The 26,257-nt window shown below is 37.4% G+C and carries 24 protein-coding genes and 1 tRNA gene; 7 read left to right on the forward strand and 18 right to left on the reverse strand.

All coding sequences use genetic code 11. The annotated features are described in order from the left end of the window. Position 1: 1 nt before the first annotated feature. Together xdhB and xdhA are read right to left on the reverse strand one after the other, a co-directional pair. A complete protein-coding gene (xdhB, locus tag F886_RS15535; protein WP_005307214.1) occupies positions 2-2,377 on the reverse strand; it encodes a xanthine dehydrogenase molybdopterin binding subunit in 2,376 nt (791 codons plus the stop codon). A gap of 1 nt (position 2,378) precedes the next feature. Continuing rightward, entirely contained in the window at positions 2,379-3,878 is a 1,500-nt protein-coding gene (gene xdhA / locus F886_RS15540) for a xanthine dehydrogenase small subunit (RefSeq protein WP_005307216.1), read from the reverse strand. Between the two features lie 260 nt (positions 3,879-4,138). Between xdhA and folE the strand changes: the two genes are divergently transcribed. Beyond that, the gene (gene folE, locus F886_RS15545) at positions 4,139-4,687 is read left to right on the forward strand and encodes a GTP cyclohydrolase I FolE (RefSeq protein WP_001187844.1); all 549 of its coding nucleotides are present in this window, start codon (positions 4,139-4,141) and stop codon (positions 4,685-4,687) included. 148 nt (positions 4,688-4,835) lie between these two features. Next, entirely contained in the window at positions 4,836-5,987 is a 1,152-nt protein-coding gene (locus F886_RS15550; RefSeq protein ID WP_005307218.1) for an extended-spectrum class C beta-lactamase ADC-134, read from the forward strand. Positions 5,988-6,056: 69 nt separating this feature from the next. Here F886_RS15550 and F886_RS15555 read toward each other — a convergent pair whose 3' ends face one another. The 4 genes from F886_RS15555 to hemE all read right to left on the reverse strand — a co-directional run bounded on the left by F886_RS15555 (position 6,057) and on the right by hemE (position 10,504). Continuing rightward, positions 6,057-7,949, reverse strand: a complete 1,893-nt coding sequence (locus F886_RS15555; RefSeq protein WP_081402196.1) for an Lnb N-terminal periplasmic domain-containing protein — start codon at positions 7,947-7,949, stop codon at positions 6,057-6,059. Positions 7,950-8,010: 61 nt separating this feature from the next. Next, positions 8,011-8,481, reverse strand: coding sequence for a DUF3015 family protein (locus F886_RS15560; RefSeq protein WP_005307224.1), 471 nt, complete (start codon positions 8,479-8,481; stop codon positions 8,011-8,013). A 149-nt stretch (positions 8,482-8,630) separates the two neighbouring features. Next, positions 8,631-9,425 carry a DUF817 domain-containing protein gene (locus F886_RS15565; protein ID WP_005307226.1) on the reverse strand — a complete coding sequence of 265 codons (795 nt, stop codon included), beginning with the start codon at positions 9,423-9,425 and terminating at the stop codon, positions 8,631-8,633. A gap of 5 nt (positions 9,426-9,430) precedes the next feature. Continuing rightward, positions 9,431-10,504 carry a uroporphyrinogen decarboxylase gene (gene hemE, locus F886_RS15570; RefSeq protein WP_005307229.1) on the reverse strand — a complete coding sequence of 358 codons (1,074 nt, stop codon included), beginning with the start codon at positions 10,502-10,504 and terminating at the stop codon, positions 9,431-9,433. Positions 10,505-10,806: 302 nt separating this feature from the next. Here hemE and F886_RS15575 point away from each other — a divergent pair, with 302 nt between their 5' ends. Then, positions 10,807-12,045, forward strand: coding sequence for a L,D-transpeptidase family protein (locus F886_RS15575; protein ID WP_005307232.1), 1,239 nt, complete (start codon positions 10,807-10,809; stop codon positions 12,043-12,045). Positions 12,046-12,232: 187 nt separating this feature from the next. Continuing rightward, on the forward strand, positions 12,233-12,919 hold the full coding sequence (locus F886_RS15580; RefSeq protein ID WP_005307235.1) for a pirin family protein: 687 nt from the start codon (positions 12,233-12,235) through the stop codon (positions 12,917-12,919). A 33-nt stretch (positions 12,920-12,952) separates the two neighbouring features. Here F886_RS15580 and F886_RS20020 read toward each other — a convergent pair whose 3' ends face one another. The 5 genes from F886_RS20020 to F886_RS15600 form a co-directional block, all read right to left on the reverse strand. Next, complete coding sequence (locus F886_RS20020; RefSeq protein WP_081402197.1) at positions 12,953-13,189, reverse strand: hypothetical protein; 237 nt, start codon at positions 13,187-13,189, stop codon at positions 12,953-12,955. A gap of 105 nt (positions 13,190-13,294) precedes the next feature. Next, a complete protein-coding gene (locus F886_RS15585; protein WP_005307237.1) occupies positions 13,295-13,906 on the reverse strand; it encodes a M17 family peptidase N-terminal domain-containing protein in 612 nt (203 codons plus the stop codon). A gap of 18 nt (positions 13,907-13,924) precedes the next feature. After that, positions 13,925-15,385 (reverse strand): alginate export family protein, encoded by a 1,461-nt coding sequence (locus F886_RS15590; RefSeq protein WP_005307239.1) that lies wholly within the window; start codon positions 15,383-15,385, stop codon positions 13,925-13,927. A gap of 109 nt (positions 15,386-15,494) precedes the next feature. Beyond that, positions 15,495-16,409: a hypothetical protein gene (locus F886_RS15595; protein ID WP_005307242.1), complete on the reverse strand. Its 915-nt coding sequence runs from the start codon at positions 16,407-16,409 to the stop codon at positions 15,495-15,497. A gap of 31 nt (positions 16,410-16,440) precedes the next feature. Further along, a complete protein-coding gene (locus F886_RS15600; protein WP_005307244.1) occupies positions 16,441-16,872 on the reverse strand; it encodes a DoxX family protein in 432 nt (143 codons plus the stop codon). Between the two features lie 277 nt (positions 16,873-17,149). Between F886_RS15600 and F886_RS15605 the strand changes: the two genes are divergently transcribed. From F886_RS15605 to chrA, 3 genes are all read left to right on the forward strand, one after another. Continuing rightward, on the forward strand, positions 17,150-18,037 hold the full coding sequence (locus F886_RS15605) for a LysR family transcriptional regulator (protein WP_005307247.1): 888 nt from the start codon (positions 17,150-17,152) through the stop codon (positions 18,035-18,037). A gap of 102 nt (positions 18,038-18,139) precedes the next feature. Then, the gene (locus F886_RS15610) at positions 18,140-19,066 is read left to right on the forward strand and encodes a chromate resistance protein ChrB domain-containing protein (RefSeq protein ID WP_005307249.1); all 927 of its coding nucleotides are present in this window, start codon (positions 18,140-18,142) and stop codon (positions 19,064-19,066) included. Then, positions 19,063-20,415 (forward strand): chromate efflux transporter, encoded by a 1,353-nt coding sequence (chrA, locus tag F886_RS15615; protein ID WP_005307251.1) that lies wholly within the window; start codon positions 19,063-19,065, stop codon positions 20,413-20,415. The genes F886_RS15610 and chrA overlap by 4 nt, the downstream gene beginning before the upstream one ends. Before the next feature lie 105 nt (positions 20,416-20,520). Here the strand turns inward: chrA and F886_RS15620 are convergent, their stop codons facing one another. From F886_RS15620 to F886_RS15655, 7 genes are all read right to left on the reverse strand, one after another. Next, positions 20,521-21,066, reverse strand: a complete 546-nt coding sequence (locus tag F886_RS15620) for a TetR/AcrR family transcriptional regulator (protein ID WP_005307252.1) — start codon at positions 21,064-21,066, stop codon at positions 20,521-20,523. A 771-nt stretch (positions 21,067-21,837) separates the two neighbouring features. Continuing rightward, positions 21,838-22,044 (reverse strand): hypothetical protein, encoded by a 207-nt coding sequence (locus F886_RS15630; protein ID WP_004643550.1) that lies wholly within the window; start codon positions 22,042-22,044, stop codon positions 21,838-21,840. A gap of 68 nt (positions 22,045-22,112) precedes the next feature. After that, positions 22,113-22,340 (reverse strand): hypothetical protein, encoded by a 228-nt coding sequence (locus F886_RS15635; protein WP_005307255.1) that lies wholly within the window; start codon positions 22,338-22,340, stop codon positions 22,113-22,115. A gap of 107 nt (positions 22,341-22,447) precedes the next feature. Further along, positions 22,448-22,663 carry a cold-shock protein gene (locus tag F886_RS15640; RefSeq protein ID WP_003650532.1) on the reverse strand — a complete coding sequence of 72 codons (216 nt, stop codon included), beginning with the start codon at positions 22,661-22,663 and terminating at the stop codon, positions 22,448-22,450. A gap of 523 nt (positions 22,664-23,186) precedes the next feature. Then, positions 23,187-24,593, reverse strand: a complete 1,407-nt coding sequence (locus tag F886_RS15645) for a molybdopterin-binding domain-containing protein (RefSeq protein ID WP_005307256.1) — start codon at positions 24,591-24,593, stop codon at positions 23,187-23,189. Between the two features lie 54 nt (positions 24,594-24,647). Beyond that, entirely contained in the window at positions 24,648-25,709 is a 1,062-nt protein-coding gene (locus F886_RS15650) for a NucA/NucB deoxyribonuclease domain-containing protein (protein ID WP_005307258.1), read from the reverse strand. 462 nt (positions 25,710-26,171) lie between these two features. Next, positions 26,172-26,248 (reverse strand) — tRNA-Val (locus F886_RS15655). Between the last annotated feature and the right edge of the window lie 9 nt (positions 26,249-26,257).

Below are 26,257 nucleotides of genomic sequence, written 5' to 3' on the forward strand. Positions count from 1 at the left end.
TCTACATTTTAGCTTGTGGGCGAGCAGCCAAAGCTTGTCCCCGTCCAATCGCAATTGCACGTAAAATTTCTTCGGCAGTTGCTGGAGCATTGAGTACGAGCGGCGCATTTTCTGGAATAGCTGCCTGTACCGCCTGACGAATTGCAGAAAAAACAGATAATGCCAACATAAATGGAGGTTCACCTACCGCTTTGGAACGGTAGATAGTGTCTGCCTGATTTTGATTATTAAACAGTTTGATATTAAAAATATGAGGAATATCCACACTGGTTGGGATTTTATAAGTTGAAGGTGCATGGGTAAACAAGCGGCCTGCGTGTGGTCCTTGTGGCTGCCAATATAGCTCTTCTGTCGTGAGCCACCCTATCCCTTGTACAAAACCACCTTCAATTTGCCCAATATCAATTGCAGGGTTAATTGACCGTCCGACGTCATGCAAAATGTCGGCACGTAATACTTTCATTTCGCCAGTTAGCGTATCTATTGCGACCTCACTGACCGCTGCACCATAGGCATAATAGAAAAATGGACGCCCTAAATGGTTGACCTGATCATAGTGAATTTCTGGCGTTTTATAAAAACCGCTGTCCCATAGTTGTACACGCGCCATATATGCCCGTTGAACCAAATCAGGAAAGGTCCATGAATGACCATTCGCTGTTGAAACCATACTATCTTCAAACTGGACTTGGTCAGCATCACTGTCACTTATTTCAGCTGCAAGTTTTGCCAGACGCTCACGAATTTTAATACAGGCATTTTGAACCGCTTTACCATTTAAATCTGCTCCACTCGATGCTGCAGTTGCCGAAGTATTTGGCACACGAGAAGTATCGGTTGCAATTAAGCGAACACTATCGATTGGTAGACCCAGCTCATGCGCAGCAACCTGACGTACTTTGGTATATAAACCCTGTCCCATTTCTGTACCGCCATGGGTAATAGAAACAGTACCATCCATATATACATAGACCAGTGCACCCGCCTGATTGTAATGCACGGCGTTAAACGAAATACCGAACATTAATGGGGTTAACGCAATACCACGCTTAATGATGTCATTGCTCTGATTAAAGGCATGAATGCTCTGTTTGCGTTTCGCATAATCACTACTTTGCAATAATTCGGCTACCAATTTTGGCGCAACATTATCACGGACTTCTGCCCCATAGTGCATACGGTCACGTCCAGAACCGGACTGCTCGGCAAAGAAATTACGCTGCCGAATTTCAACTGGGTCACAACCTAAATAACGAGCAATATCATCAATAATATTTTCAATCACAAACATGCCTTGCGGTCCACCAAAACCACGGTATGCGGTATTGGACACAGTGTTGGTTTTACAACGTAAGTTACGTAGCTCAACTGCATTTAAATAATAGGCGTTGCCAATATGGCAAATCGCACGTTCATTTACTGGCCCAGAAAGATCAGCCGAAAACCCACAGTTTGAAGCCAGTTGTACCTTTAAGCCTTGTAAAACACCACTGTCATCAAAGGCCACAGACCACTCATAAGCAAAACCATGACGTTTTCCTGTAGCACTCATGTCATCATCACGATCTAAACGTAATTTACAAGGACAGCCTGTTTTTTGTGCTGCCAAAGATGCAATGCATGCCCACTGCGCCGACTGTGATTCTTTACCGCCAAAACCACCACCCATACGGCGACTTTCCACACTGACCTGATGCATATTCATGCCTAATGCATGACAAATCAGCAGCTGCATTTCGGTTGGATGTTGTGTCGAGCAATAGACTTTTAAGCTCTGATTTTCTTGTGGAATCGCATAGGAAATCTGACCTTCTAAATAAAAATGCTCTTGGCCGCCAAGCTCAATCGCACCTGAAAGTTGATGGGCTGCATTTTGAAATGCCTGTTCAACTTCACCATGACTAAATTCAACAGGCGGTAACACCCACGATTCTTTTTCAATCGCATCATGAATCGTTAAAATTGGAGTTTCAGGCACATACTCAATTTTTGCTAAGCGAACTGCCTGACGGGCTTGCTGATAACTCTCAGCCACAACCACAAACAAGGCTTGGCCATAAAACTCAACCTGCTCTTCGGCAAAAATTGGATCATCTTTTACAATGGGTCCCCAATTATTTTCAACCTCAATATCCTTTGCCGAAAAAACTGCATGGACACCGTCAGCCTGACGTACTGCATCCAAATCAAACTTACTGATTTTACCTTTAGCACAATTTGAAAATCCGACCGCCAGATGCAGGGTATTCTCAAGCTCTGGTAAATCATCGATATAGGTCGCCTGCCCAGTCACATGTAAATGGGCGCTCTCGTGTGGAATCGAGTCGCCTGCTTTAGCGGATTTTTTAGAAACTCTTAAGTCAATGGTTTGGTTCATGTTAGATCTCCACCATAGCAATCAAGTCATTCACACGAGTAATCGTTTTAGACAGGACTTTTTCTACATAAAAACGCTGTAAACAGTTTTTCGCGACGTGTAACCGATATGCCGAGCTAGCACGTCCATCATCTAAAGGTTGATAGTCTTGCGATAATGCCTCTTGAGCCTGAACGATCAATTCTGCTGTAAGTTGCTGACCTTCCAATATGGCTTCTGCATATTTTGCACGTTTGGGAATAGCAGCCATGCCACCAAAAGCAATTCTGATATTGTGAGCGACATGATAAGTATCTAACTCACATGAAATGGCCGCACATACCGCAGAAATATCTTGCTCAAAACGTTTAGCAATTTTATAGCTAGCAAATTTAAAACGCGTCTGTCCTTCGCGAAGCGGAATAACAACTGCTTCAACAAACTCACCAAGCTGTAATGCTGATTTTTGATAATCTAAATAAAAGTCTTCCAGTCCAATTTCACGAGTCTGTTCACCTACGCGCAAAATTAAGTGTGTACCTAGCGTAATTAATGCTGGCATTGAGTCACCAATAGGCGAACCATTGGCAATATTTCCACCTAGGGTTCCTGCATTTTTAATAGGCATTGAGGCAAAACGACGCTGTAATTCTTGAAAGTCAGGATAAAACTCTGAAATTTTGATGAGTGCATCACTCAAACTGACATTTGCCCCAATCGTTAAAGTATGGTCTGTGACTACAATCTTTTTCAGCTCTTCCACCTGACCAATATAAAGCATATCGCCCAAATCACGGCCCTGCTTTGTTACCCACAAACCGACATCTGTACTACCTGCAACAATTCGTGCTTGCGGTAACTGCAAACGTAATGCGGCAAAATCCAGCAAAGTCTTTGGTGCAAAGAATTGTTGACCATGATCATTTAAATGTAATGCAGGTAATATTTTGATCTCTTTTAATACATCAATTATTTTTTGGCGTTCTAATACAACACGTGGATAGTCATAAGCTTTTTGTGCTGCATCTAAAATAGGACGATAGCCTGTACAGCGACATAAATTTCCAGAAAGATAATCACTGATTTTATCTTTGCTTGGAGAATGTTGTTCATTTTCGTACATTGACCATAGCGACATGATAAAACCGGGCGTACAAAAACCACATTGTGAACCATGCATATCCACCATTGCCTGTTGTACCGGGTGAAGTGTTCCATCTTGTGCAGGCAATAAATTATGCAGATCTTCTACTGTAAATAGGGCTTTACCATCTAAAGTCGGTAAAAACTGAATACACGCATTCACACTGCGCAATTGCAGATTGTCATTGACCAACTCACCAATCACTACGGTACATGCACCACAATCGCCCTCAGCACAGCCCTCTTTTGTACCAGTCTGCCGAGTCTTACCCGATTGAGTATATTCTCGCAAGAATTGTAAGACTGTCATTGTGGGTAATACATTTTCTACTTGTTGCTGACTACCACGAAAAAAAAAGGTGATTGGACGTTCTGACATGTTTTATCCTTATGCTCTATAGTACGGCATATTTGCAAATATGATGCCATCAGGCGATCATTTATAACTTACCCATATTAGTTGCACATTTCATGCTCAAATAATTGACTATTAACGATAAAAAACATGAAATTTATTCACCATTTATCTAATGTGCGCCGAACAGGATAAATATAGTGCGACGAGTTATGAACATCAGGGCATGTTTCTGATACAATGCCGAGCTTGTCTAATAGAGTAAATTTATACGCCTTATGTCAATGCAGCAATCGTACGCAAACATTCTGACTGCCGTCGGTGAAGACCTTAATCGTCCCGGCCTTAAAGATACGCCTGTGCGTGCGGCTAAAGCTTTTTCATATTTAACTTCTGGCTATAGTAAAACTTTAGAAGAAGTCACCAATAATGCGGTTTTCCCATCAGATAACCATGAAATGGTATTGGTGAAGAATATTGAATTCTATTCGCTTTGCGAACATCATCTCCTCCCGTTCTATGGCCGTGTTCATGTTGCCTATTTACCAGAAGGCAAAGTTCTTGGCTTATCTAAATTTGCACGTATTACCGAGATGTTTGCTCGTCGTTTGCAAATTCAAGAAAATTTAACTCAGCAAATTGCTGAAGCTGTCGCTGAAGTGACTGGCGCACGTGGTGTTGCTGTCGTGATCGATTCAGCACATATGTGTATGATGATGCGTGGTGTAGGTAAACAGGAATCTACAACTCGTACAGTTTCTTTTGTCGGAGATTTTAAAACTGACAAAGAAGCACGCCGTGAATTTTTAAGTGCAGTACCAGAAAGCTATTAATCTGGTAACTACTGCAAAAAAGCCCGACTCAGTTGGGCTTTTTTTATATTTAGATAAAGCACTTACTCTATAAAACATAACAATCAAATTATGTGATTTTTGTTATAAAAGTACACATCTTTAATTTTAAATAATTTATGAGTTAATCATGCAATTTAACAAAATTTCTTGCTTACTTTTATCCCCTCTTTTTATTTTTAATACCTCAATTTATGCAGGGAATACACCAAAAGAGCAAGAAATTAAGAAACTGGTTGATCAAAATTTTAAACCGTTATTAGAAAAATATGATGTGCCTGGGATGGCTGTTGGCATCATCCAAAATAATAAAAAGTATGAAACGTATTATGGTCTACAATCCGTTCAAGATAAAAAAGCCGTAAATAGCAGTACCATTTTTGAGCTCGGTTCAGTTAGTAAATTATTTACTGCTACAGCTGGTGGATATGCCAAAACAAAAGGAACAATTTCTTTTAAAGACACACCCGGAAAATATTGGAAAGAATTAAAAAACACACCGATTGACCAAGTTAACTTACTTCAACTTGCTACTTATACAAGTGGCAACCTTGGCTTACAGTTTCCAGATGAAGTCCAAACAGATCAGCAAGTTTTAACTTTTTTCAAAGACTGGAAGCCTAAAAACTCAATCGGTGAATATCGACAATATTCAAATCCAAGCATTGGTTTATTTGGAAAAGTTGTTGCTTTGTCTATGAATAAACCTTTTGACCAAGTCTTAGAAAAAACCATTTTTCCAGATCTTGGCTTAAAACATAGCTATGTAAATGTGCCTAAAACTCAAATGCAAAACTATGCATTTGGCTATAACCAAGAAAATCAGCCGATTCGAGTTAACCCCGGCCCGCTAGATGCACCTGCGTACGGCGTTAAATCGACCTTACCTGATATGCTGAGTTTCGTTAATGCCAACCTCAACCCACAAAAATATCCGGCAGATATTCAACACGCAATTAATGAAACACATAAAGGTTTCTACCAAGTAGGTACGATGTATCAAGCATTAGGTTGGGAAGAGTTCTCTTATCCAGCACCGTTACAGACTTTATTAGACAGTAATTCAGAACAAATCGTGATGAAGCCTAATAAAGTGACAGCTATTTCAAATGAACCTTCAGTTAAGATGTTCCACAAAACTGGTTCAACCAACGGTTTTGGAACCTATGTCGTGTTTATTCCAAAAGAAAATATTGGTTTAGTCATGTTAACCAATAAACGTATTCCCAATGAAGAACGCATTAAAGCAGCGTATGCAGTGTTAAATGCAATAAAGAAATAATCTTTTGCTAAAACAAAAAAGGGAGAAATGATTTCATTCATTTTTCCCTCTTTTTATTCGTAATGCTATTTAAAAGAACCAAACGTAGCCTAAACTAGATTTCATCCAGTCTTGATGATTTTGTTGTTCATAATCCCAGTTTAATCGAACGGCATTATTGCTATTAATCACATATTGCCATTGAGTATTTACTCTCAAATTCCATTGATTTTGGTCTTCCCAATAGGGCAATTCAATTTGCACTACAGAGTTGAAGTGTTCAAACCATTGATTCATACAACCTAAAGTTGGCCCCATTCCTACGCGCCATCCTTTATCTAGATTTGAGCCTGCTTGTAGGTAGGTTTGTAGTTGCCCATAGCAAATATGTTTGCGCTCATAGTCAGCAAAGCTATATCCAACCTGAGCATTAAAATTCGCTACGCCATGCTGTTTTTCTTCACTAAAAGTACCATCATGAATCGCTTCCTGACGCCAACCTAAATTAAATCCCCAACTCAGCGGCGTTTTAAAAGGTTGAATCGGGTTATAAGAATTTACTTCTAGCAGATCAAGATGTTCTAGCTTTAAATGATCATCTCGCCACTGTGCATTACCATTTAAAAAGAGTAATTGAGTTCCCGCACGATATCCGCCTTGAGGATCTATCAAGTCATGATAGGCTTGGCGATGACCAAGTTCGATAAACTTGTCTCCTTGCACCTCACCTGCTTTGACTGAAATATTACGTGCATTGTGACCTTGAGTTGGCTCTTTTGTTGGTCTTTTAGGTTCTTGACGCTGTTTGTCTAAATCAATCTGGCTTCTGAGTGCTAAAAGCTGGCGCAACTGTGGCTGAGCAACGCTTTCTTCTATTTTACGGCTCGTAAATTGAAGATATAAATCATCATAAGCCATCTCTAAAATTTTAGCCTGATCTTGCTCACTAAATGATTTTAAAATCTGAGAAGACTGCTGAGTGGGCATCATCGCAATTTGATGGGCCACTTTTGCTAATGAGGCACCATGCTGATGAGCTTGTGCCAATAATTGGGTTTCCAAAGCTGGTCGATATACAGGAGCTTTGGTGAGCCCTTGCTGCTGCATCGATTTAATGGTTTCCATCGGGATGGAAGCATGAGTGAATTTCTCTTGCAGGTGAGACTCAGGTTTTACTAAATCAACCAACCCTAACAATCGATAGGCGCAGTTATCACTCACAAAGTAATAAGGAAAGCTCACATGTTGCATTTCCCAAATATGGCTTACTAAAAACCGTGTTTCTTCAGGTGTTAAATTTAGCTCATATTCCCATAAATCACGGCTTTCAAAATCGCCGTACTCTTTTACTTTACGGTAATAAGGCATCAGTGAATATTCACCCGGATATTGCCCTGTTAAGCCTTTCCATGCATATGACCAGTTGTCGTTTCCAGCCACAGTTGCTGCATAATTTACAGCGTAGGAAACTAAATTTAATTGTTGCTGATCTTTCGGGTCTAAACGCAATAAAGTATGCCCAAACATGGAGCTCGGATTCCCCATAAAATCTGTCGCATAAATTAATGTCGCTTTATGAGGCTTAATCTGTCCAATCCAGTTTTCAAGTTCTAAGCACTTCACTTGAGGCAATTCACTTTCTTGAATGCCTACTTTTTGTATGAGCCATTGACTGCGTGCTGGAAATTTACAGCGAATCGACTGATTATCTTGAGCAGGCATGAATAATGCCGAGATGTCAGCTTTCAGTTCTTCTTTTAAATTATTTTTCCCATTTTCTGCCATGAAATAGCCAGAATAAGTGACATCACTTTTATGGTCTTTATTGGCATACATGAGCCGTTGCCATGTAATGTCTTGATCTAAGTTTTTCTGTTCTGCAATTGACCAATATTTTTGAATAGATGGATTTATATCTGCTGAATATGCAGTATTCACTGCCAAAGAGGCAAAAACTAAAACAACTGACTTCATTAAGCTCATCAATTTTTATCATTAAATATAAGAAAAACCCTGCCAGACGACAGGGTTTTCAGTTTCAAACTTATACGTAAGCTTTTAAAACGTCGTCTTTAGCCATTACAGTTTGCAGTGATGCTAAAACTTGAAGGGTATTTTGGTTATTTGCAGAATAGATTTCACCAAAGTTTGCTTTTGAAACTTTAAAGAAACGGTCTTTGTCTTGAGGTTTGATTTGCATTAACTCAGCAAGTACGTTCAGGCTTTCACCTTGGCCTACAGCCATATCACGTGCTAAAGCTTCTGCATTTTCATTTGTGAATGTTACAACTTGCGCTGTTACTGTCCCGCCTTGACGGCAGCCTAAAGTACCGAAAGTGATCCCTAATAATTGGTTAGTAAAAATACCGTTTGTTGTTGCAGCAAGAATTTTAGGCGCTACTCCTTTTTTACCAGCCCATATTTGTGTACCTGCACCACAACCCACATCGTTGTCAGCCATTGCAACACTTGAACCAGCTGCTAATAACGCAGCTAAAGCTAATTTTTTTAACATAGATGTAAATCTCCAAAAATCATTATTGATTGTTTCTTATGTGTTGTATTGTTATGTGTAATTCTTATTACACGATATTAAAGATAACGAGAAGGCTGTGATTTAGCAATTAAAAAATAAACAATATGATAAAAAGTGCAAAAGAAAAATTATCTTAAATTCCAGTTACCTTGATTATCCCTGTTGCCTAGTATTTTAAGCACCAGTACTAAACTTAAAAGTAATAATAAATACCACGACCCTAGCTTGCCCCAACCGACCATATGCCAAGCATCGACCTGACTTGGATAAAGCCAGATTTTATAAAATGTACTTATATTTTCAGCAATCCAGATCAGAAACGCGAGTGTAAACAAAACAGGTAACATCGGGATTTTAAATTTATGTTCATTTAACTGGAAATAAAGTTTTGTTTTCCAAAAAATAAAAATACTAATCGCGAATAAAATATAGCGAATGTCTGGAACAAAAAATTTACTCATAAAATTTATATATGAGAAAAATGCCAGTAACAGCATAGCTCCAAAACTTGGAAGTTTTTCAAAAGACACTTGAAACAGTCGTATTGAACGTGCAAAAAAACTACCTACAGCCGAATACATAAAACCTGCAAATAAAGGCACAGTTAAAATTTTAAATACGGCGGGCTGTGGATATTGCCACGATGCAATCGCAGGATGCGTTAGAAATATTTCCATAACCATCGCCATAACGTGGAATAAAGCGATGACCTTGGCTTCTTCCCATGACTCCAGTTTTAAATAGAGTAAGCAAATCTGAATTAAAAGTGCATAAGTCAGTAAATAATCATAACGATAGAACCCCATGTATTCATGGCTTCCCATCGGTGCTGTTAAAGCAAAAGCAATTAAAAGCAAAATACCAAACAAGGCTGCCGAAACAGCCTTGCCGATAAATTGAAACGGTAAAGTTAGATATTGCACAAAAACTATCCTAGATATTTAGCACTATACTCATGCACTGTATCTACAAAGATTTTTGGTTGTGCAGGATCTACCCATTGAGTAATCCCATGGCCCAAGTTAGCAATGTAACCGGTCTTTTCGCCATTTGCGTAGGCATCGTCTATCATCAATTTCACTGCTTTCTCAATTGAAGCAGCTGAACCGTATAAAACAGCCGGATCAAGATTCCCTTGCAGAGCGACACGTCCAGCCACAGTAGTTCGAGCCGTATTTAATGGTGTCGTCCAATCTAAACCTAAAGCATCTGCACCTGTGGTAATCATTGGCTCTAACCATTGACCACCACCTTTCGTGAACACGATGATAGGAATACGTCGACCATCTTTCTCACGTTGTAAACCTGCAATGATTTTATTCATGTAGTTTAAAGAGAATTCGACATATTCACGGTGTGCTAATGCCCCGCCCCAGCTATCAAAGATCTGGATGGCCTGAGCACCTGCATCAATTTGAGCATTTAAATAGTCAATGACTGAGTCTGCTAAATGATCAAGCAAAGCATGCAAAACTTCTGGTTGAGCGTACATCATCTGCTTGGTAAAACGGAATTCTTTACTTGAACCACCTTCAACCATATAAGTTGCTAGCGTCCAAGGGCTACCAGAGAAACCAATCAGTGGAACTTGACCACCTAAAGCAGAACGAATTGTGCTTACCGCATTCATCACATAATCAAGATCTGATTTTGCATTTAACTTTGGTAAATTTGCGACATCTTGTTCAGTACGTACAGTCTTTTGAAACTTAGGGCCTTCGCCAGTTTCAAAATAAAGTCCTAAACCGAGTGCATCTGGAATAGTTAAAATATCTGAAAATAAAATTGCTGCATCTAAATCATAGCGACGCAAAGGTTGTAAAGTCACTTCACAGGCAAAATCTGTATTTTTACATAAAGATAGGAAATCACCTGCTTGTGAACGTGTTTCGCGATATTCAGGCAAATAACGCCCTGCTTGACGCATCATCCACACTGGTGTGGTATCTACAGGTTCGCGTAACAAAGCACGGAGGAAACGATCATTTTTCAAAGTCGTCATTACCAATCTCTATCTTCTTTATGTGGCAGCATCATATCAAAAACAGAGACATTTTTATAATTTCAATTTCACACAAAAAACTCGTCAATCTACTAAAAAATGCATATTTACACAAAAGTCTACTGCAAGCCTTGGGGTTTTCTGCAATACTTGCAACATGTTACATTGGGGTCATTGGATATTCTTTTAATCACTAAATTACCAATCTTGGGCTCATAGAAATGAGTTATTGGTAATTTTATGCACTTTGAGATTAGATCAATCCCCTATTGCTTATATGAAAATTCTTAAGGTTGAATTACATGTTTGTTCGCTCATTACTCGCTATGAGTTTAAGTTGTATTATTGCTAATGTTGCTTTTGCTGCTTCAACAACTGAGCAACCCCTGAACCCTAAAAAGGTATCAGCTCCTGTAGAAGATCCGATTGATCCTTTAGCAGTAGATGCAGCTTCAACTGTAAAAGCTCAAGCTTCGACACAAATTACCGCTCAAGAACAAAACGACTTAAATCGAGCGTCAACAACATTACAAAATTTACAGAAAACTGAAGATCCAAATGCTGAATCAGGCATCGCGGCGTCTACTCCAGCTGTTGCTAAAAGCACTGCTGCGTCTACGGCTCCTGCGACAACCGCTGCATCATGGACTTTAGATAGCTTAAATTCGGCAGAATGGTCTGAAAATATTGGTAAAGGCCAACTTCCAGTTTATGCGCGTGCACATGTAATGCTCAATAATGCACATGCTTCGCCAGGTGCAATTGACGGCATGAGCGGTAAAAATACATTAAAAGCAATTTCTTCATTCCAACAAATGAATGGTTTATCACCTACTGGTGACCTGACCAAAGAGACTTGGGATGCATTGGTTGCTAAACAAACCAAGCCAGCATTTATTGAATACACGATTTCTGATGCTGACTTAAAAGGCCCATATGCTGAGTCGATTCCTTCTGACTACGCATTACAAGCTAAAATGAAAGGTCTGTACTACACACGTGTAACCGAAATGTTGGGCGAGAAGTTTCATATTGATGAAACTTTCTTAAAGAAAATTAACCCAACTGCGACATTCAAAAAAGCGGGTGAAAAAATCATTGTTCCAAACGTACGCAATGATTTACCAGAAGATATTCATTTGATTATTGCCCATAAAGGTGCAAAACAATTGTATCTCTTCAATAGCCGGAACCAAATGATTGCCTCATTTCCTGCAACAATTGGCAGTACTGATACGCCTTCTCCGGCCGGTACTTACAAGGTAGTTGGTGTGGCTCGTAACCCTTGGTACAGCTACTCACCTTCGAACTTCGTACAAGGTAAAAACTTAAAACCTCTTTCTTTACCACCTGGCCCGAATGCTCCAGTAGGTAATATCTGGATTGGTTTAAGTAAAAAATCTTTCGGTATTCACGGAACACCAAATCCATCTTTAATTTCTAAAACAGCATCACACGGTTGTATCCGTTTAACAAACTGGGATGCAAACGATTTAGGAAATAAAGTACGCTCTGGCGTAACTGTTAAATTCCTTGAGTAATCCATATATTCTTTAAAAGACCTGCCTTCATGGCAGGTTTTTTTATTCTTAAAAATATTGATCAATAAAAAACTTTACAACCATATCAATTATGCAACGACATGTTGCAGTTAGCCTATTTTTCTAGTCTCCATAGAACATTAATATATTTCTCAAGAGATAAATAAAAAATTTGGGAGATTAAATCATGAATACTTATCTACATCGTGGTGAAGATCGAGGACATGTAAAAGCGGGTTGGTTAGAGTCTTATCACAGCTTTTCATTTGGTAGCTGGTACGATCCTAAATATATGGGTGTTAGTGCATTACGTGTGATCAATGATGACAGAATTGATGCACATAATGGTTTCGGTACGCACTCGCATGACAACATGGAAATCTTAACCTGTGTGCTAGATGGTGCTATTTCACACCGTGACACCATGGGAAATGAAGGCCAAATTAAAGCAGGTGAATGGCAACTCATGAGTGCCGGCACAGGTGTTGCCCACAGTGAAATCAACAACACTGATACGCCTGTACATTTATTACAGATCTGGATTATTCCAGACGTAAAAGAAGCTGAGCCAAATTACCAGCAAATTAGCCTTGACCCACGTAATGATCCAAACAAATGGCATTTAATCGCAGGGCCTGATGCAAATGCACCGATGCATATTCGCCAAAATACAGAGATAAAGTCAGCTGTATTGGAAAAAGGACATGAGTTAAACGTTGAACCAGTTAAAAAAGTGAACTATGTTCACGTGATTTCAGGCGTAATCCTTATTGGTGATCAAGAAGTCAAAGCTGGCGATGCTTTCGTGTTTGAAGGTAAAGCGACAATTCAAGCAACTGAAGATAGTCAATTTATCTGGTTCGATTTACCTTAAATCATTAAAAGCCCTTTGCATAAAAGGGCTTTTTTAATCTCCACCGCCGCCGCTATCGCAGCTACCTGAATCTGAAGATGATGAACAATCATTTGAATAGCTTGAGCTATGATGACTAGAACTATTATCGTGAAAATGATGTGTTGAAGAAGATGAATGATCGTGTTCGCCAGATGACGAATTGTTTTTTAGATTTTTGAGTAGAGCAATTAAGCAGATCAGTCCAATACTAGAAAAAATTGCAATAAATATAATTATAAATAACTTCAAATAACGACCTCCTACTAAAGCAACATAGATGTGTGTTGTGTTCCTATTTCATTATTTAAATGAGTCATGCTGAAGAAACAAGTTATTTTTTGATAAGTTAAAATATTAGCTATAAAAAACTTTGGCAAAAGACGCGATATATTGCTCAGCCTTCGCCTCATAATTTTGAAAACCCGCATCAAAAACCCATCTTTCAATTTCAGATTTTTTGACTAAATTTTGCAAATAAAGCTGATGATGTTTGTCTAATTCTTCTTTTAAACTTCTTAACATCAGTTCATTTAAACCAGCGGGAGGATTCAGACCTGTATCTAAAATACTCGGCGCAAATGCCACACTTTTGAGTTCCAATTGATGCGCTGTTCTTACAACAGTTTTTATCGCAATCTCGATTCGCTCTAAGGTAAACTCTTCTGGTGCCCCCATGCCTATAAGCAAAACTTTAGTTGCCTGTATGGTTGAAGGAGTTTGATTTATTAAAAGAGCATCATTCAATTTCGCACTGAACCAGTTATTTTTTCGTATTTCATTTAGTCTGCCATTTAGTGCTTCATCTAAATGTGCCAAACCGCCCGAAAAAGAAAGGTTATTCATTTCATGTTCAAAAATACAAGCACAGGAAAGTTCAACCTCGGCCGAAGCACAGTCCCAAGTCACTAGTTCGATGTCTAGATTTTGGTAACGTCCAATTTTAGTTTGCTTTAAATCTGTGCTCATATTTTTTCTCTTCTATTTTTACCAGCCATATTTAAGTTCAAGGCCTAAATAGTTTGCGTCTTTACCACCTGCTTTCTTAATGGTATCTCCGACTTCAAAGTGCACTCCTTCGGCAGCAACAGACAAATTAGAATTTATTTTCTGATCTGCTCTCAGTTGAATATATGCCCCTGTCCAGCTTGAACCTTGGCCTGCTGTGTTTGCCATGCTGTTATTACCTTGGAAATAAACTGCATCATTGGTGGTTTCACGCCATTGAAAACCTAATGCACTTAACAGAGTAAGTTTATCCGAAGGCTTAAGTGTCAGAGATGGTTTTATGTGAATAATATTGCTGTAGCCACTGTAACCCGCCAAAGTAAAGTATGAGCCGTTTGCAAAGAGCTGGTTAAAAGTATTGAGTTCATTATCGTTGGCGTTTTTATCACCTGTGGCAATATCAAACTGGACGCCTAAACGTGGTGACCAAGCTTGCTCTGCAAACGTGTAGCCTGTAATGCTACTGAGTCCCCATGCTTGAATAGTTTGTCCGCCAATCCTTCCATGCTGAAACATGCCTTCAACATCCCAGTCGATATTATCCTTTTTACCCATATGGCGAACGTCATATAAGTCTCGAATTTCATTACCCTTAACACTTGTAAAAGATGCATTATCCCGTTCATAACGTGAGTAATAACCAGATAACTCACCTCCCCACACATTTTGTTTATCTACGCGAAAGCCACTAAAACTTAAATTGCTTTTCGAGTGATCGTTAAAAGTTGAATCTTTTTCAATTTGAACAGGTCTGGTGAGATATCCTAAAACTCTCCAATCGCCATATTCATAATTCGACCAAATGCCATCAAAGGCTTGCCTAACATTTGGCCCCTCACGATTTGAAATAAAGCGCTGTAAGTCAAAAGCCATCTCTTGACGACCTACTCTAAATTTAAAAGTTCCATTATTTAAAGGACTCACCCACGCAATAAAAGCTTGCTCTACATCGAGTCTATTTTGATCGGTACTGCTAATATTCTTTTTATCAAACGCTCGTGCATCACTGAGCTGAGTAAATAATTGTAAATGATCGCCAAAACGGGCATCGGCATGAACCTGTAATCTTTGAATTAAATAGCGGTCGGCTTGATTATTTCCGCTGCCAAATCTCGCATTATTATTGACTTCAAAACGCTCACGAATATTCGCACCCAATGACAAATAATTATTATCGCCAAAGGGTATATATTTGAAATCATCGCCTATTTTCTTTGGCACACACGGATTTTTTAAAACGTCCCAATTTTCTTGCCAACGATTGGTTGAGATTTTTGGGCGAGTTGGACATGCATTTGTGTTTGAAGCCTCATTTTCTGCATGCGCAAATTCATAAAAAAATAAACTCCCCGTAAGCAAGACGCTCATTTTTATAATTTTGAGATAATTTTCTGAGGTCTTAATGCGATATTTTCTATCATTAGAAATAGGCTGAGCCATATGGTTATCCACGGTAATAAACAGGTCATTGCAGAGACTTAGTCTTTTACACTCACACCGCCCTTAGGCCATATGAGTGTCGGTTTCTCACAATCATTAAGCGAATAAATTACTTTGTAGCGGCATGAATTTCGGCAATATAACCACCCGGGAATTGTACCATCGCTGCCTCACGACCCTCTGATTTATAGGTATTCACCAATACAGATACACCCGCTTTTGTGGCTTTATCTAAAGTTTCAGATAAATTTTTGACTTCATAACCCGTCATATCGTGTCCATATGGATATGGAAGATGACCATCTGTGACTAACACTGTCATTTTGCCGAAATCAGATTCAACGCGAATACGTCTATACGTTTCATTTGGGCGTCCAATCTCTACACCAGCTGCTTTAGGATTATCTGAAACCACTTTACCGTGCGAGAAATTAACGAACTTTTTAACAAAAGAATCGGCACTTTGTTTTGAAACATAAATACGATTTTCTGGAACGGTTTCTAATTTGTTATAGCTCGGTTTAGTCGTGTGCCAATAGAGCTGCATATTTACACCACCCGGCCATTGAATGACTGCATCACGCCCGATTGGGTCAGGAAATGCATCAACAATCACATCTGCGCCATTTGCTTTGGCAGACTGGACGGCTGCATCCATATCTTTGACTAAATAGCCTGTTCTTTCTAAACCAAACGGATATGGAATTGGCGTTTTAAAACCAAATACAGACAGTGTTCCTACTGGAGTCAGTACAAGCTGGGAAATGGTCTGGCTTGGTGTTGGTGTCACCTGAAAAACGCCCTGTTTAGATTTGGTCCCGCCAAAAGTCGCGACTAAGCTGTCGGTAAATTTATCGAAGTCTTCGGGGTTAACATATACATGCGTTGTATCGTATTGAGGAGCTACACCGGGCGCCTCACTTTTTACACTGGTTGTTGTTTTGGCAAAAACTTGAGGAACAATGGCAACATTGGTGCCCACTAGCATTGTGCTTAAAAACAAGGCTGATAATGATTTACGCATAAAAGACTCCGTAAGAATTAAGTGCTACAACTTATTGTGACTTTGTTTGTTGATTAGAAAGAATGGTGACCATCACTAGAGCTGCAATGAGACCGAGATGTTCAAAGAAACTATTAAACGTGCTAAAAAATGCTGGACCTGTATGATTCCAAAAATCGTTGGCAACCAGCATCGCTATTGCGGTTAGACAGCCTAAAGCTCCGGCTCCTAACCAGACAAAACGATTAAAAATAACCAAGAGTGAACCCACAATTTCAATCGCAATCGCTGTAGATGCCCAGAGCCAAGCAGGCTGTAAACCGAAACTCGCTTGTTCCTGAATCGCCGCATGAAATCCAATTAATTTATTCATTCCACCGACTAAATAGGCGGAAACTAATGCAAGTCGAAGAAGTGGGAGCAATCCATGAATTGATAAGATCTTTTTTACCCACACAGGATTATTATTAATTAAGTCACTCATCTATTTACCTCATTGGCATTTCGATTTTTTAACAACCCTACAAAGTTATAAAAATATTAATATTTATAAGAACCATGATTTTAATTTAGATATTTAAAATGATTATTTATATGATCCACCAAAAAAATTAATAAGCAGACTATATAAAATCAAAAATAAGCGTAAACTACTAGACACCTATTTAAATACAAACTGTATCCTTAAAAGATACAATGATTGATAAGTAAAAATTCATAATATAGTTTAGCGAAACACCAACTTAGCCTTTCAAAATTTAATGGATAAACTAGACTGTATTTATACTTTCATTAGCGTTGTTGAAAGTGGAAACTTCAGTAATGCCTCTAGAAAATTAGGTATTACTCGAGATCAAGTTTCTAAAAGAATTTTTTATTTAGAAAGTCTATTTGGTACATCATTGTTTATTCGTAACACTAGAAAGATGGACCTCACCCGCTCAGGGGAAAAGTTTTATCAACGGTGTAAAGTTATTGTTAAAGAGCTAGATTTAGCTGCTATTGACTTCATCTATGATCAAAAATATCCTGAAGGTATATTAAAAATCAACGTTCCAGATGCTTTTATTCAGACATGCTTTTCAGAAATTATTTCCAATTTTCTAAACCAATATCCTAACATCGAAATTGACCTATTATTTTCAGAGAAATCAATAGACATTAATGAAAATAAATTTGATATTGTTTTAAAAGTTGAAGAAGAAATTAAAGACGTAAATAGTTTTACTCTAAACCGCTATAAAAGAAACTTCTATGCAACTCCTGCATTTTTAAATAAATATGGAAAACCTAAAAGTATAGAAGAATTAAGAAAACATAATATATACTTATATTCAAGATCAGACTTACAAAATAAAATTATTAATTCAGCTCCTCAGTTAATCTGTAATAATATAGAAATCCTTTTAGAGCTATGTAAGAAAAACAAAGGTATTTTATTTATTCCCGATTTTTTAGCAAAAAAATATGAAGATGATGGCGTTATTATTAATTGCTCACAAGACATCTTTTCATTAGAACTTCATTTTTATGCGACTACACCTTATGGCTCAAAAATTCCAAAAAAGGTTGAACTTTTCTTAGAGTCGTTGAGGCAACATTTTTCAAACTTAGAGCATTTTCAGTCATACAAAGCTATCTCTCAGTAGATCGCTTTTTTTCTTATAAGTATATAAAAAAAGCTCTAATCACGATTAACACTAGTTAAATATTTTTGTTATATACTCAACAAAATATGTTGAGTATATAACATGAATATATCATTACTCATATCTTCACTCCCTACTCAGAACTCAACCGCTCGTATGAGAGTCTGGCGTTCACTCAAAGCAAGCGGAGCCGCAACTATTCGTGATGGAGTGTATCTATTACCCATTACGCATTCTGAAAAGTTTGAAGCTATCGCGCAGGATGTAATTTCCGAGCAAGGTTCAGCTTATATCTTTCAAGCAGAAGCGCCATTAAACCTTGAAATTGTTTCTCTTTTTAATCGTAATGAAGAATATGAAGCTATACGTAAACAGCTTGTTGATTTAAATCAGAATCAAAATGAAAGTGAAAAAAAAGAATTACTTAAACAAGTCCGAAAATTAAGAAAGAGCTTTGATGCCCTTGTAGAAATTGATTATTTCCCTAGCGAAATCCAAGGGCAAACGCTTAATGAACTGGTTTCACTCGAACATTCTATTGCTCGACTTGGTGAAATCAATGAACCCGTTTTTACTCAAGCAAAGATAAAGAGACTTCTAAAAAAAGATTATCAAAATCGAGTCTGGGCTACCCGCAAGCATCCATGGATAGACAGATTAGCGTCAGCTTGGCTCATTAAAAATTTTATTGATGAATCCCCTCAGCTTATATGGCTAGAGTCTCCTTCTGAGTGCCCCGCACATGCGCTTGGTTATGATTTTGATGGGGCAGCTTTCACGCATATTGATAACTTCGTTACGTTTGAAGTTCTCTTGCATAGTTTTGAACTTGAAACACCTGTATTAAAAAAGATTGCGGAAATTGTGCACTATCTTGATGTAGGTGGTTTTGAACCACCAGAAGCAATAGGCATAGAAAAAGTAATTCAAGGTTTACGTAGTCAGATCAGCAACGACGACCAATTATTCGAATTGGCCAATTATATTTTTGATGGCTTATATGCCGACTTAAAAAGAGAATGCTCATGATACAAGAAAAAGAAAATTCACTGGATTCGCCCGTTGAACCTGTCAGCTTCTGGCGTGCATTTCTGTTTTGGCTCAAATTAGGATTTATCAGCTTTGGCGGGCCAGCAGGACAAATCGCAGTTATGCATCAAGAGCTTGTTGAACAAAAGCGCTGGATTTCAGAAAAACGTTTTTTACATGCGCTTAACTATTGCATGCTCTTGCCCGGCCCAGAAGCACAGCAGTTAGCGACCTATATTGGTTGGCTTATGCACCGTACCGTTGGAGGTATAGTAGCGGGTGTTTTATTTGTACTTCCATCGCTGTTTATCTTGATTGGACTATCATGGATCTACATTAAATTCGGTGATGTTCCCGTCATTGCTGGCCTGTTTTATGGAATTAAACCCGCAGTAGTCGCTATTGTTTTTCATGCGACTTATCGAATTGGTAGTAAATCACTTAAAAATAAATTTTTGTGGTTAATTGCTGCTCTCGCTTTCCTTGCCATCTTTGTTTTAAATCTACCATTTCCACTTATTGTTTTGGCAGCAGGACTCACAGGTTATTTTACTAGTAAGAAGTATCCTGAGCTATTTTCAAACAATGCTGGACATAAAAATAGCCAGAAAGATTATGGTATTGCTTTAATTGATGACGACACTCCAACACCAGATCATGCAAAGTTCAGATGGTCGCATCTGACTAAAATTCTGATTATTGCAGCGCTTCTTTGGTTTATTCCCGTGCTTGGGCTTGGCCTTTGTTTCGGTTGGGATCACGCATATACCCAAATGGCATGGTTCTTTACTAAAGCTGCTTTACTTACTTTTGGTGGTGCATATGCGGTACTGCCCTATGTCTATCAAGGTGCTGTGAACTATTATGGATGGTTAAGCCCAACACAAATGATTGATGGTTTAGCACTTGGTGAAAGTACACCAGGCCCATTAATTATGGTCGTTGCTTTTGTCGGTTTTCTTGGTGGCTTTAACCATGCCTTATTAGGTTCAGAACACTTATTTTTAGCAGGCGCAATCGGCGCGACTATTGTTACTTGGTTTACCTTTCTATTCTCATTTGTTTTTATTTTGGCAGGTGCGCCTGTTATCGAATCAACGCATAACGAGCTTAAATTTACTGCTCCATTAACTGCAATTACTGCTGCCGTAGTTGGCGTGATTTTAAATTTGGCACTGTTCTTTAGTTACCATGTTTTATGGCCTCATGGATTTGGTCAAGCTTTCAATTATGAAGCGGCTTTAATTGCAATTGCTGCATTCATTGCCCTATTCCACTTTGAAGTAAAAGTGATGTATGTCATTTTAGCAGCAGCTATTTTCGGTCTATTTTTATACATTGGAATATAAAAACTTTGTGATATAAAAAGAGTAATCATTAGGCTTACTCTTTTTTATGTTGCTGCTTAAGAACATGGTGAAAGTATCTGAATGCCTTGTTTAATCTGAGCAGTTTCATATTAAAAACCACTCCAACACCATATCTCTTTCATCCAAACTGTTTGAACTTAAAGTCTGTAGCATCAAACCATCTATCAGGTTTAGAACCATATTTGCATCGGGTTTGAGTGCTCTGCTTTCCAGACTAAAGACCAGATCAAAAAGTTCTCTAAGCAGCCATTTTCGATATTCAACTGCCATGCCGTAGGCTCTTGGATAAAGCTGTTTTATTTCAAAAATGGCTTTAAATAAAAGATGGTAAAAGCTATTCACATCGACATGTAAGCAGACAATTTCTTTGATTTTATCGACAGTCTTTGGGTAACAGTGTGAATAGACAATTGCCAGCACTTCTTCTTTCAGTCGGCTTTTTTGAAGGGTTAAGCATGTTTCAACAAGGCGTTCTTTTGAGTGAAAGTAGTTATAAAAAGTGGCTTTGGGAACTTTAGATTTTTTGACAATTAGGTCTACGCCTGTATTGTGAAATCCATTGATATTAAATAGATCTACTGCTGTATGTAGCACTTTTAATTTTTTTGAAGATGTTTCTAAATTTGGCATAGTTTTACCGTTATAAATTCTTGTTGTTTCTAAACGAGATACTTTTTTGGGAGAAAAAAAGGCATAGCAAAGCCCATAAAGACTGTGCTTGGCACATCTCAAGTTTTATTGTTGATTAAGTTTTTGAGCCGTAATGACTTAAAGCCTGAAAACCCTAAAGGTTATCAAGCTGCTTTAAATTTTTAAGTTGTGTCGTTATAGCTTTTGGCAAAGACTGCCAAGAAATTAAGAATGTGCAAAGCCAACTCCTTTTTATTGGGAGTTCTGCCAGACATTTATAGAATTATGGTGGCAGAACGAAAGAGGGTTGACAGACTGGCTTCAAGAACCCAGCACGCACGAAGGCGTCCCCCTTCCGTCCTACCGCAACAAAAGGGAGACGAACGGGTCTACATTAAAAAAACGAGTTTTTTCAATGTACTTGAAGAACAGCCTGTCAAAGCCGGCTGGCAATGTGGCCAGCAGGCAAAGGATAGTGCTCTGCCCTTTAGCAGTCAAGCACACAAAATGACATTTGTTTTAAATTAGATCATTAAAAAGTAAGGATAAATAATAAGATAGTTATTGTTTAAGAGGGGTTTATAAAGTTGGGGAATTTTGAGATATAGCGGTTTAGGAAACTAGAAATGCGCTAGTGCGGCTTCCGCCACCTGCGCTTTATTATTAAAGTTATTGTTTAATTGAGTATTTGCAATATGCCCTAAAGCTATGAGGTTTTTCAATTTTTAAAAGAACGCTATCCTGCAACGTTAAATGTACTGCGTGGATAGATTAATTTATTTTATCAATTTTAAAAATTTTACCACTTAGAGTACTTTGAAAAAACATTTCAAAACCCGGTCGTATATCTTCACCTTCAACTGTAATGTATTTTAAATTAGAAAAACATTGAGTATTGGCGAAATAATTATCTACTGTTGCCTGAATGACGTATTTAATTCCAAACTGGTCTTTAACACTGATATTTTGTTTAAGCATGACGATATCCTAATAAAATTATGGCAGAAATAATGGACCCGCCTAAATATCCAATAGCAAACTGAGTTTTAACTAACTCTATAATCTAATTTAAATAGTTGATTTATAGACGCATAAAAGGTGCGACCATCTAAATTTAAATCAACTTCAATTCCAGAGGAAAGAAGAACTCTTTTACCAACTTCAACAGTTTTAAAACCTTGACGTGTATTTTGTATTCTATTTAGAGGAATTAAAGACACTAAAATTTCTGTACCATTTTTAGATTTTGCAATTAAATCATTTATTTTTAACAATTTATATCCTAAATTAAAATTTACTTATAATCTTAAAATAATTTTAAAATTAATTTAAAGTGAAAAGCACTCATTAGTGCTTTTCATTTATGACTGCTTATAATTATTTATAGAGCAACAATATTGACAGCATTTGGGCCTTTTTGGCCTTGTGCAACACTGAATTCAACACGTTGACCTTCAGCAAGAGTTCTGAAACCTGAGTTAGCGATTTCGCTAAAATGAGCAAAAACGTCTGGTCCTGATTCTGGTTGGATAAAACCGAAACCTTTAGCTTCGTTAAACCACTTAACAGTACCTTTCATGATATTTGAATTAGACATAATACATCCTAGTTTTTTTAAAAATTTAAACCATTTTATTGGTTATGAGTAACATCGAAATAATAAAGAATGGAGCTGAAAATCTGAAAAAAACGAAGGATTATGACTAATACTGCGGTACTTAGAGAAGATTTACCAAACATGACTTTTTCTAGTTATGTTCATTGTATACGAAAAATAAAATTAATCAAGTTTTCTAATATATATATTTATTTTATTTATAAAATAAGGTGAAGTTGTGGATTCTAGGTGTTTATAAGGGGGGTGCTCAATGCAGGCAGGCAAAGGACTGTGCTCTACCCTTTTGCAATCAAGCAAATGACATTTGTTTTAAAATAGATCATTAAAAAGTAAGGATAAATAATGAGTTGGTTATTGTTAAGTGGGGGTTTATAAAGGTGGGGGTTCTGGGAGTTACAGCTTTATAGAGCAAAGTTTTGAGGGTGTAACCTTTTTAGAAAGTACAAAGGTTACAGATTTCTGAGGTTACACCGCCCAATTAACTTATAAATAGAAATTAGACTTAATCTATTTTCATAAAATATAAATCGGTGCCTTTTGCAATGACCTGCTCTTGAAACGGAACCATCACAATACAGTTCGCTTTGACAAACGGTTCAATTTGATATGGCTGCTGTTGCTCAATAATTTCTAATAAATATTCACCATTTTCTTGAGCCTTATAACTTCCCCATAACAATTTTCTGTTTGTCGTATCAGGAACAATCTCTATGTCAGCTTTACCTTTAAAGTAAGCATGATCAAAAAAGTCTGAGATGTGCTTATTCAAAATATATTTCACAAAAGCATGCATCAGAATTGCAATATCTTGGATATCACCCGGTAAATTAATAATAGTCGCTTTATCTTCTGTAACAACTACTCGCATACCTTTATGATTACCGCTTTCATCATATATCTGCACTGTCTCACGACTAGGTGGAGTCCTATCTTTGCCTTTTAGAATTTTAATTTCATTCGCTGGTATACAACGAGTATTCAAAGCCGATGACATGCTGCTTTGATCAAAGATAGGAAGTTTTTCAAGCTGAAATAAAGCAGAATGGTTATTTTGATATGTGCAGCAAAGAATGACATCAAAATTCGAGGTTTGTTCTTCAAAGAACTTTATATAATCGTCCCTGCTTGTCGTTAATGAGTCATCTAAAGCTGGGTCATTATCTTTTTTAAGATTATTAAATGCTGCATCGAAACGTTCAGGTTTAAGCAATTTTATTTCTACGTGTTCATATCCCCATGTTTTCAAGACATCTTTAACATAGAGACTTTCCTCACTCATTTCATCTTTATCAAAAGAATGCATACTTACAATGAGAATTTTAGGATTCTTATATATAGATAATTCTTTGATTCCAGCCCGTCTTAAGGCAATTAATTTTTCAGGAGTTAGCTTTTCATCTTTTTTTAAAATCACATCGCCTTGTTTAAATATACTGCCCTTAGGAATAACACCATGCATAGCAGGAATGGAGCCAGTAATTTTTTTAGCATCGGTATCAGAAAGATCTAATCTTTCATCTTGTTCAGCAATGACTGCATCTAAAGACTCTGGTAATTTTGTATAGGCAGGAATCTCTAACAAACTTGGAGCTTTTAGGTCTAATTTATATGGATTAATAGATCGATAAAGTTGTTGTCCCCAATAGTACCAATGAGTAATTAATAAAGGGCTTTCTTTACTTGCAGTTTGAGTTATTTCTGAATTAATAGCCCATCCTGCATATCCTGATAAATTATGTAGAGGATAGTCCTGTAAAGCATACACATCACTTGCATTAACTTGATTTATTGCGTCATCCAGCTCTACAGTTTCTTTTAAATCGCCTTTTGGCAAATTTATATTGATGTGATAAAAAATGTCCGTTAAATGATTTGGTAAGTTATCGGGTACTGGAAGTTTTTTTTGCATAAATATAATTCCTGGAAGTACCTCAAATAGGAGGTACTTCGCTAATTTTAATTATTAATCAACATTAATAAAGAACTTATCGCCATCTAAAACGCGTTCAGTATTAAAGAAAGATCCTAAGCGACTACCAGCTCTACGGTTGTCAGATGCATCAATTTTTTTCACTGAGGCCCCACTACCACCTTGGTGAGTAGCAGCAAATGGGAACTCATCACAATCACAATCAGTTGCGACTTCATCTGAATCACCAGTAAAGAAACATTTTGAACCCACCGTTGGTCCATATTTAACTTTGCACATTTTTACAGATTCGGCACGATTATCTTTACGTGTTTGAGCATCTCGCAAGCGAGTTAAAGCCGATGCACTTGAACTAGGAAAAACCGAGTTGGCTGAGCCTGCAATAAATTTACCTGGCTGTCCAGCGGCAAATGCTTCTTTAATATGCTTTGCAGACTCATCTACATCTGGATCAGTAATTTTAATTGTAGTAAGAACAGGAGGTACATCCGGATATACACATCCTTTCGTATTTGCCTTAGCTTTACCTATATCACAGCGAACACCCGGACTATAAATACCTGGATCATAACTTGCAGCATCATTAAATGACGCGTTTGCTTTAACAACTTGAAAAGACACACTAGGAGATAATGATAACGGGTTTGAAGAAGCTAACTCTGTATTAGACGGCGTGAAAGTTGTTGTAGATTCTAAAGATAACCCATTTACTAAATTAATTGGATTGCCATAGACAGTCTTTGCTGTGCAGTTATAACAGTACAACTCAGGTCGTACTTTTAGAGAATCGCCAGGTTGCCCTATAATTTGTGTGCGCAGTTTATATTTAAAAGTCCAAGTTAATGCATTTTTTGGATTATCAGAATAAACATATGCAACCACTTTCGCAGTACCTACATTTAATCCTTTTGCATCAGTCAATGGAATTTCAAATGGTTCGGACTCTAAACAATGCGCCCCTCTGTTTATATAGCTATCTAGATCTTTTCCAACTTTTTTACAAATTGGTGATACATCCAAAGCACTAGCAGCATGGCTAGTTGTTACTATGAATACTGAAGCTAAAGCTATTATATATTTAGTTATATTTAACATGAAGTTTCCAATTTTATAAATTTAAAAAATCACTCCAATAAGCCATTTTGGCTTACCAAAATGAGGGAAAATAATATCACAATTAAAAAATAAGTAAATTTATTGATTAAAATTGATATGTTACATTTACCAATTGGTATTTTTAAAATTTTAGAGCATAAAAAAATAAAACACTATTCACGTAATTATTATTCACAGACTTATCTAAACACCTTTTGTTTAAACTATTTTATTAAGCTTTATTTCAATGCATTTAAATAAAAATTATATCCAAACGCTTAGACATCATTGTTTTGAGCCGCTCCTATCTTGGTCTTCAAAAGAAATTTTTAATTATTTTCTGCTTAAGGATTAATCAGCTGTATGAATTTATGAAAAGCAATAAAAAAAGCCCTAAACCATTACAGTTTAGGGCTTTTTAAGTCATGTAAAGCTATTCGAGTTTATATGACTTTAATGTCTTGGTAGGTATATCCAGACTCGAACTGGAGACCTCTACGATGTCAACGTAGCGCTCTAACCAACTGAGCTATACACCTAGAATGGAA

Source organism: Acinetobacter sp. NIPH 542, from assembly GCF_000369825.1.
In the GTDB taxonomy this organism is placed as follows: domain Bacteria; phylum Pseudomonadota; class Gammaproteobacteria; order Pseudomonadales; family Moraxellaceae; genus Acinetobacter; species Acinetobacter oleivorans.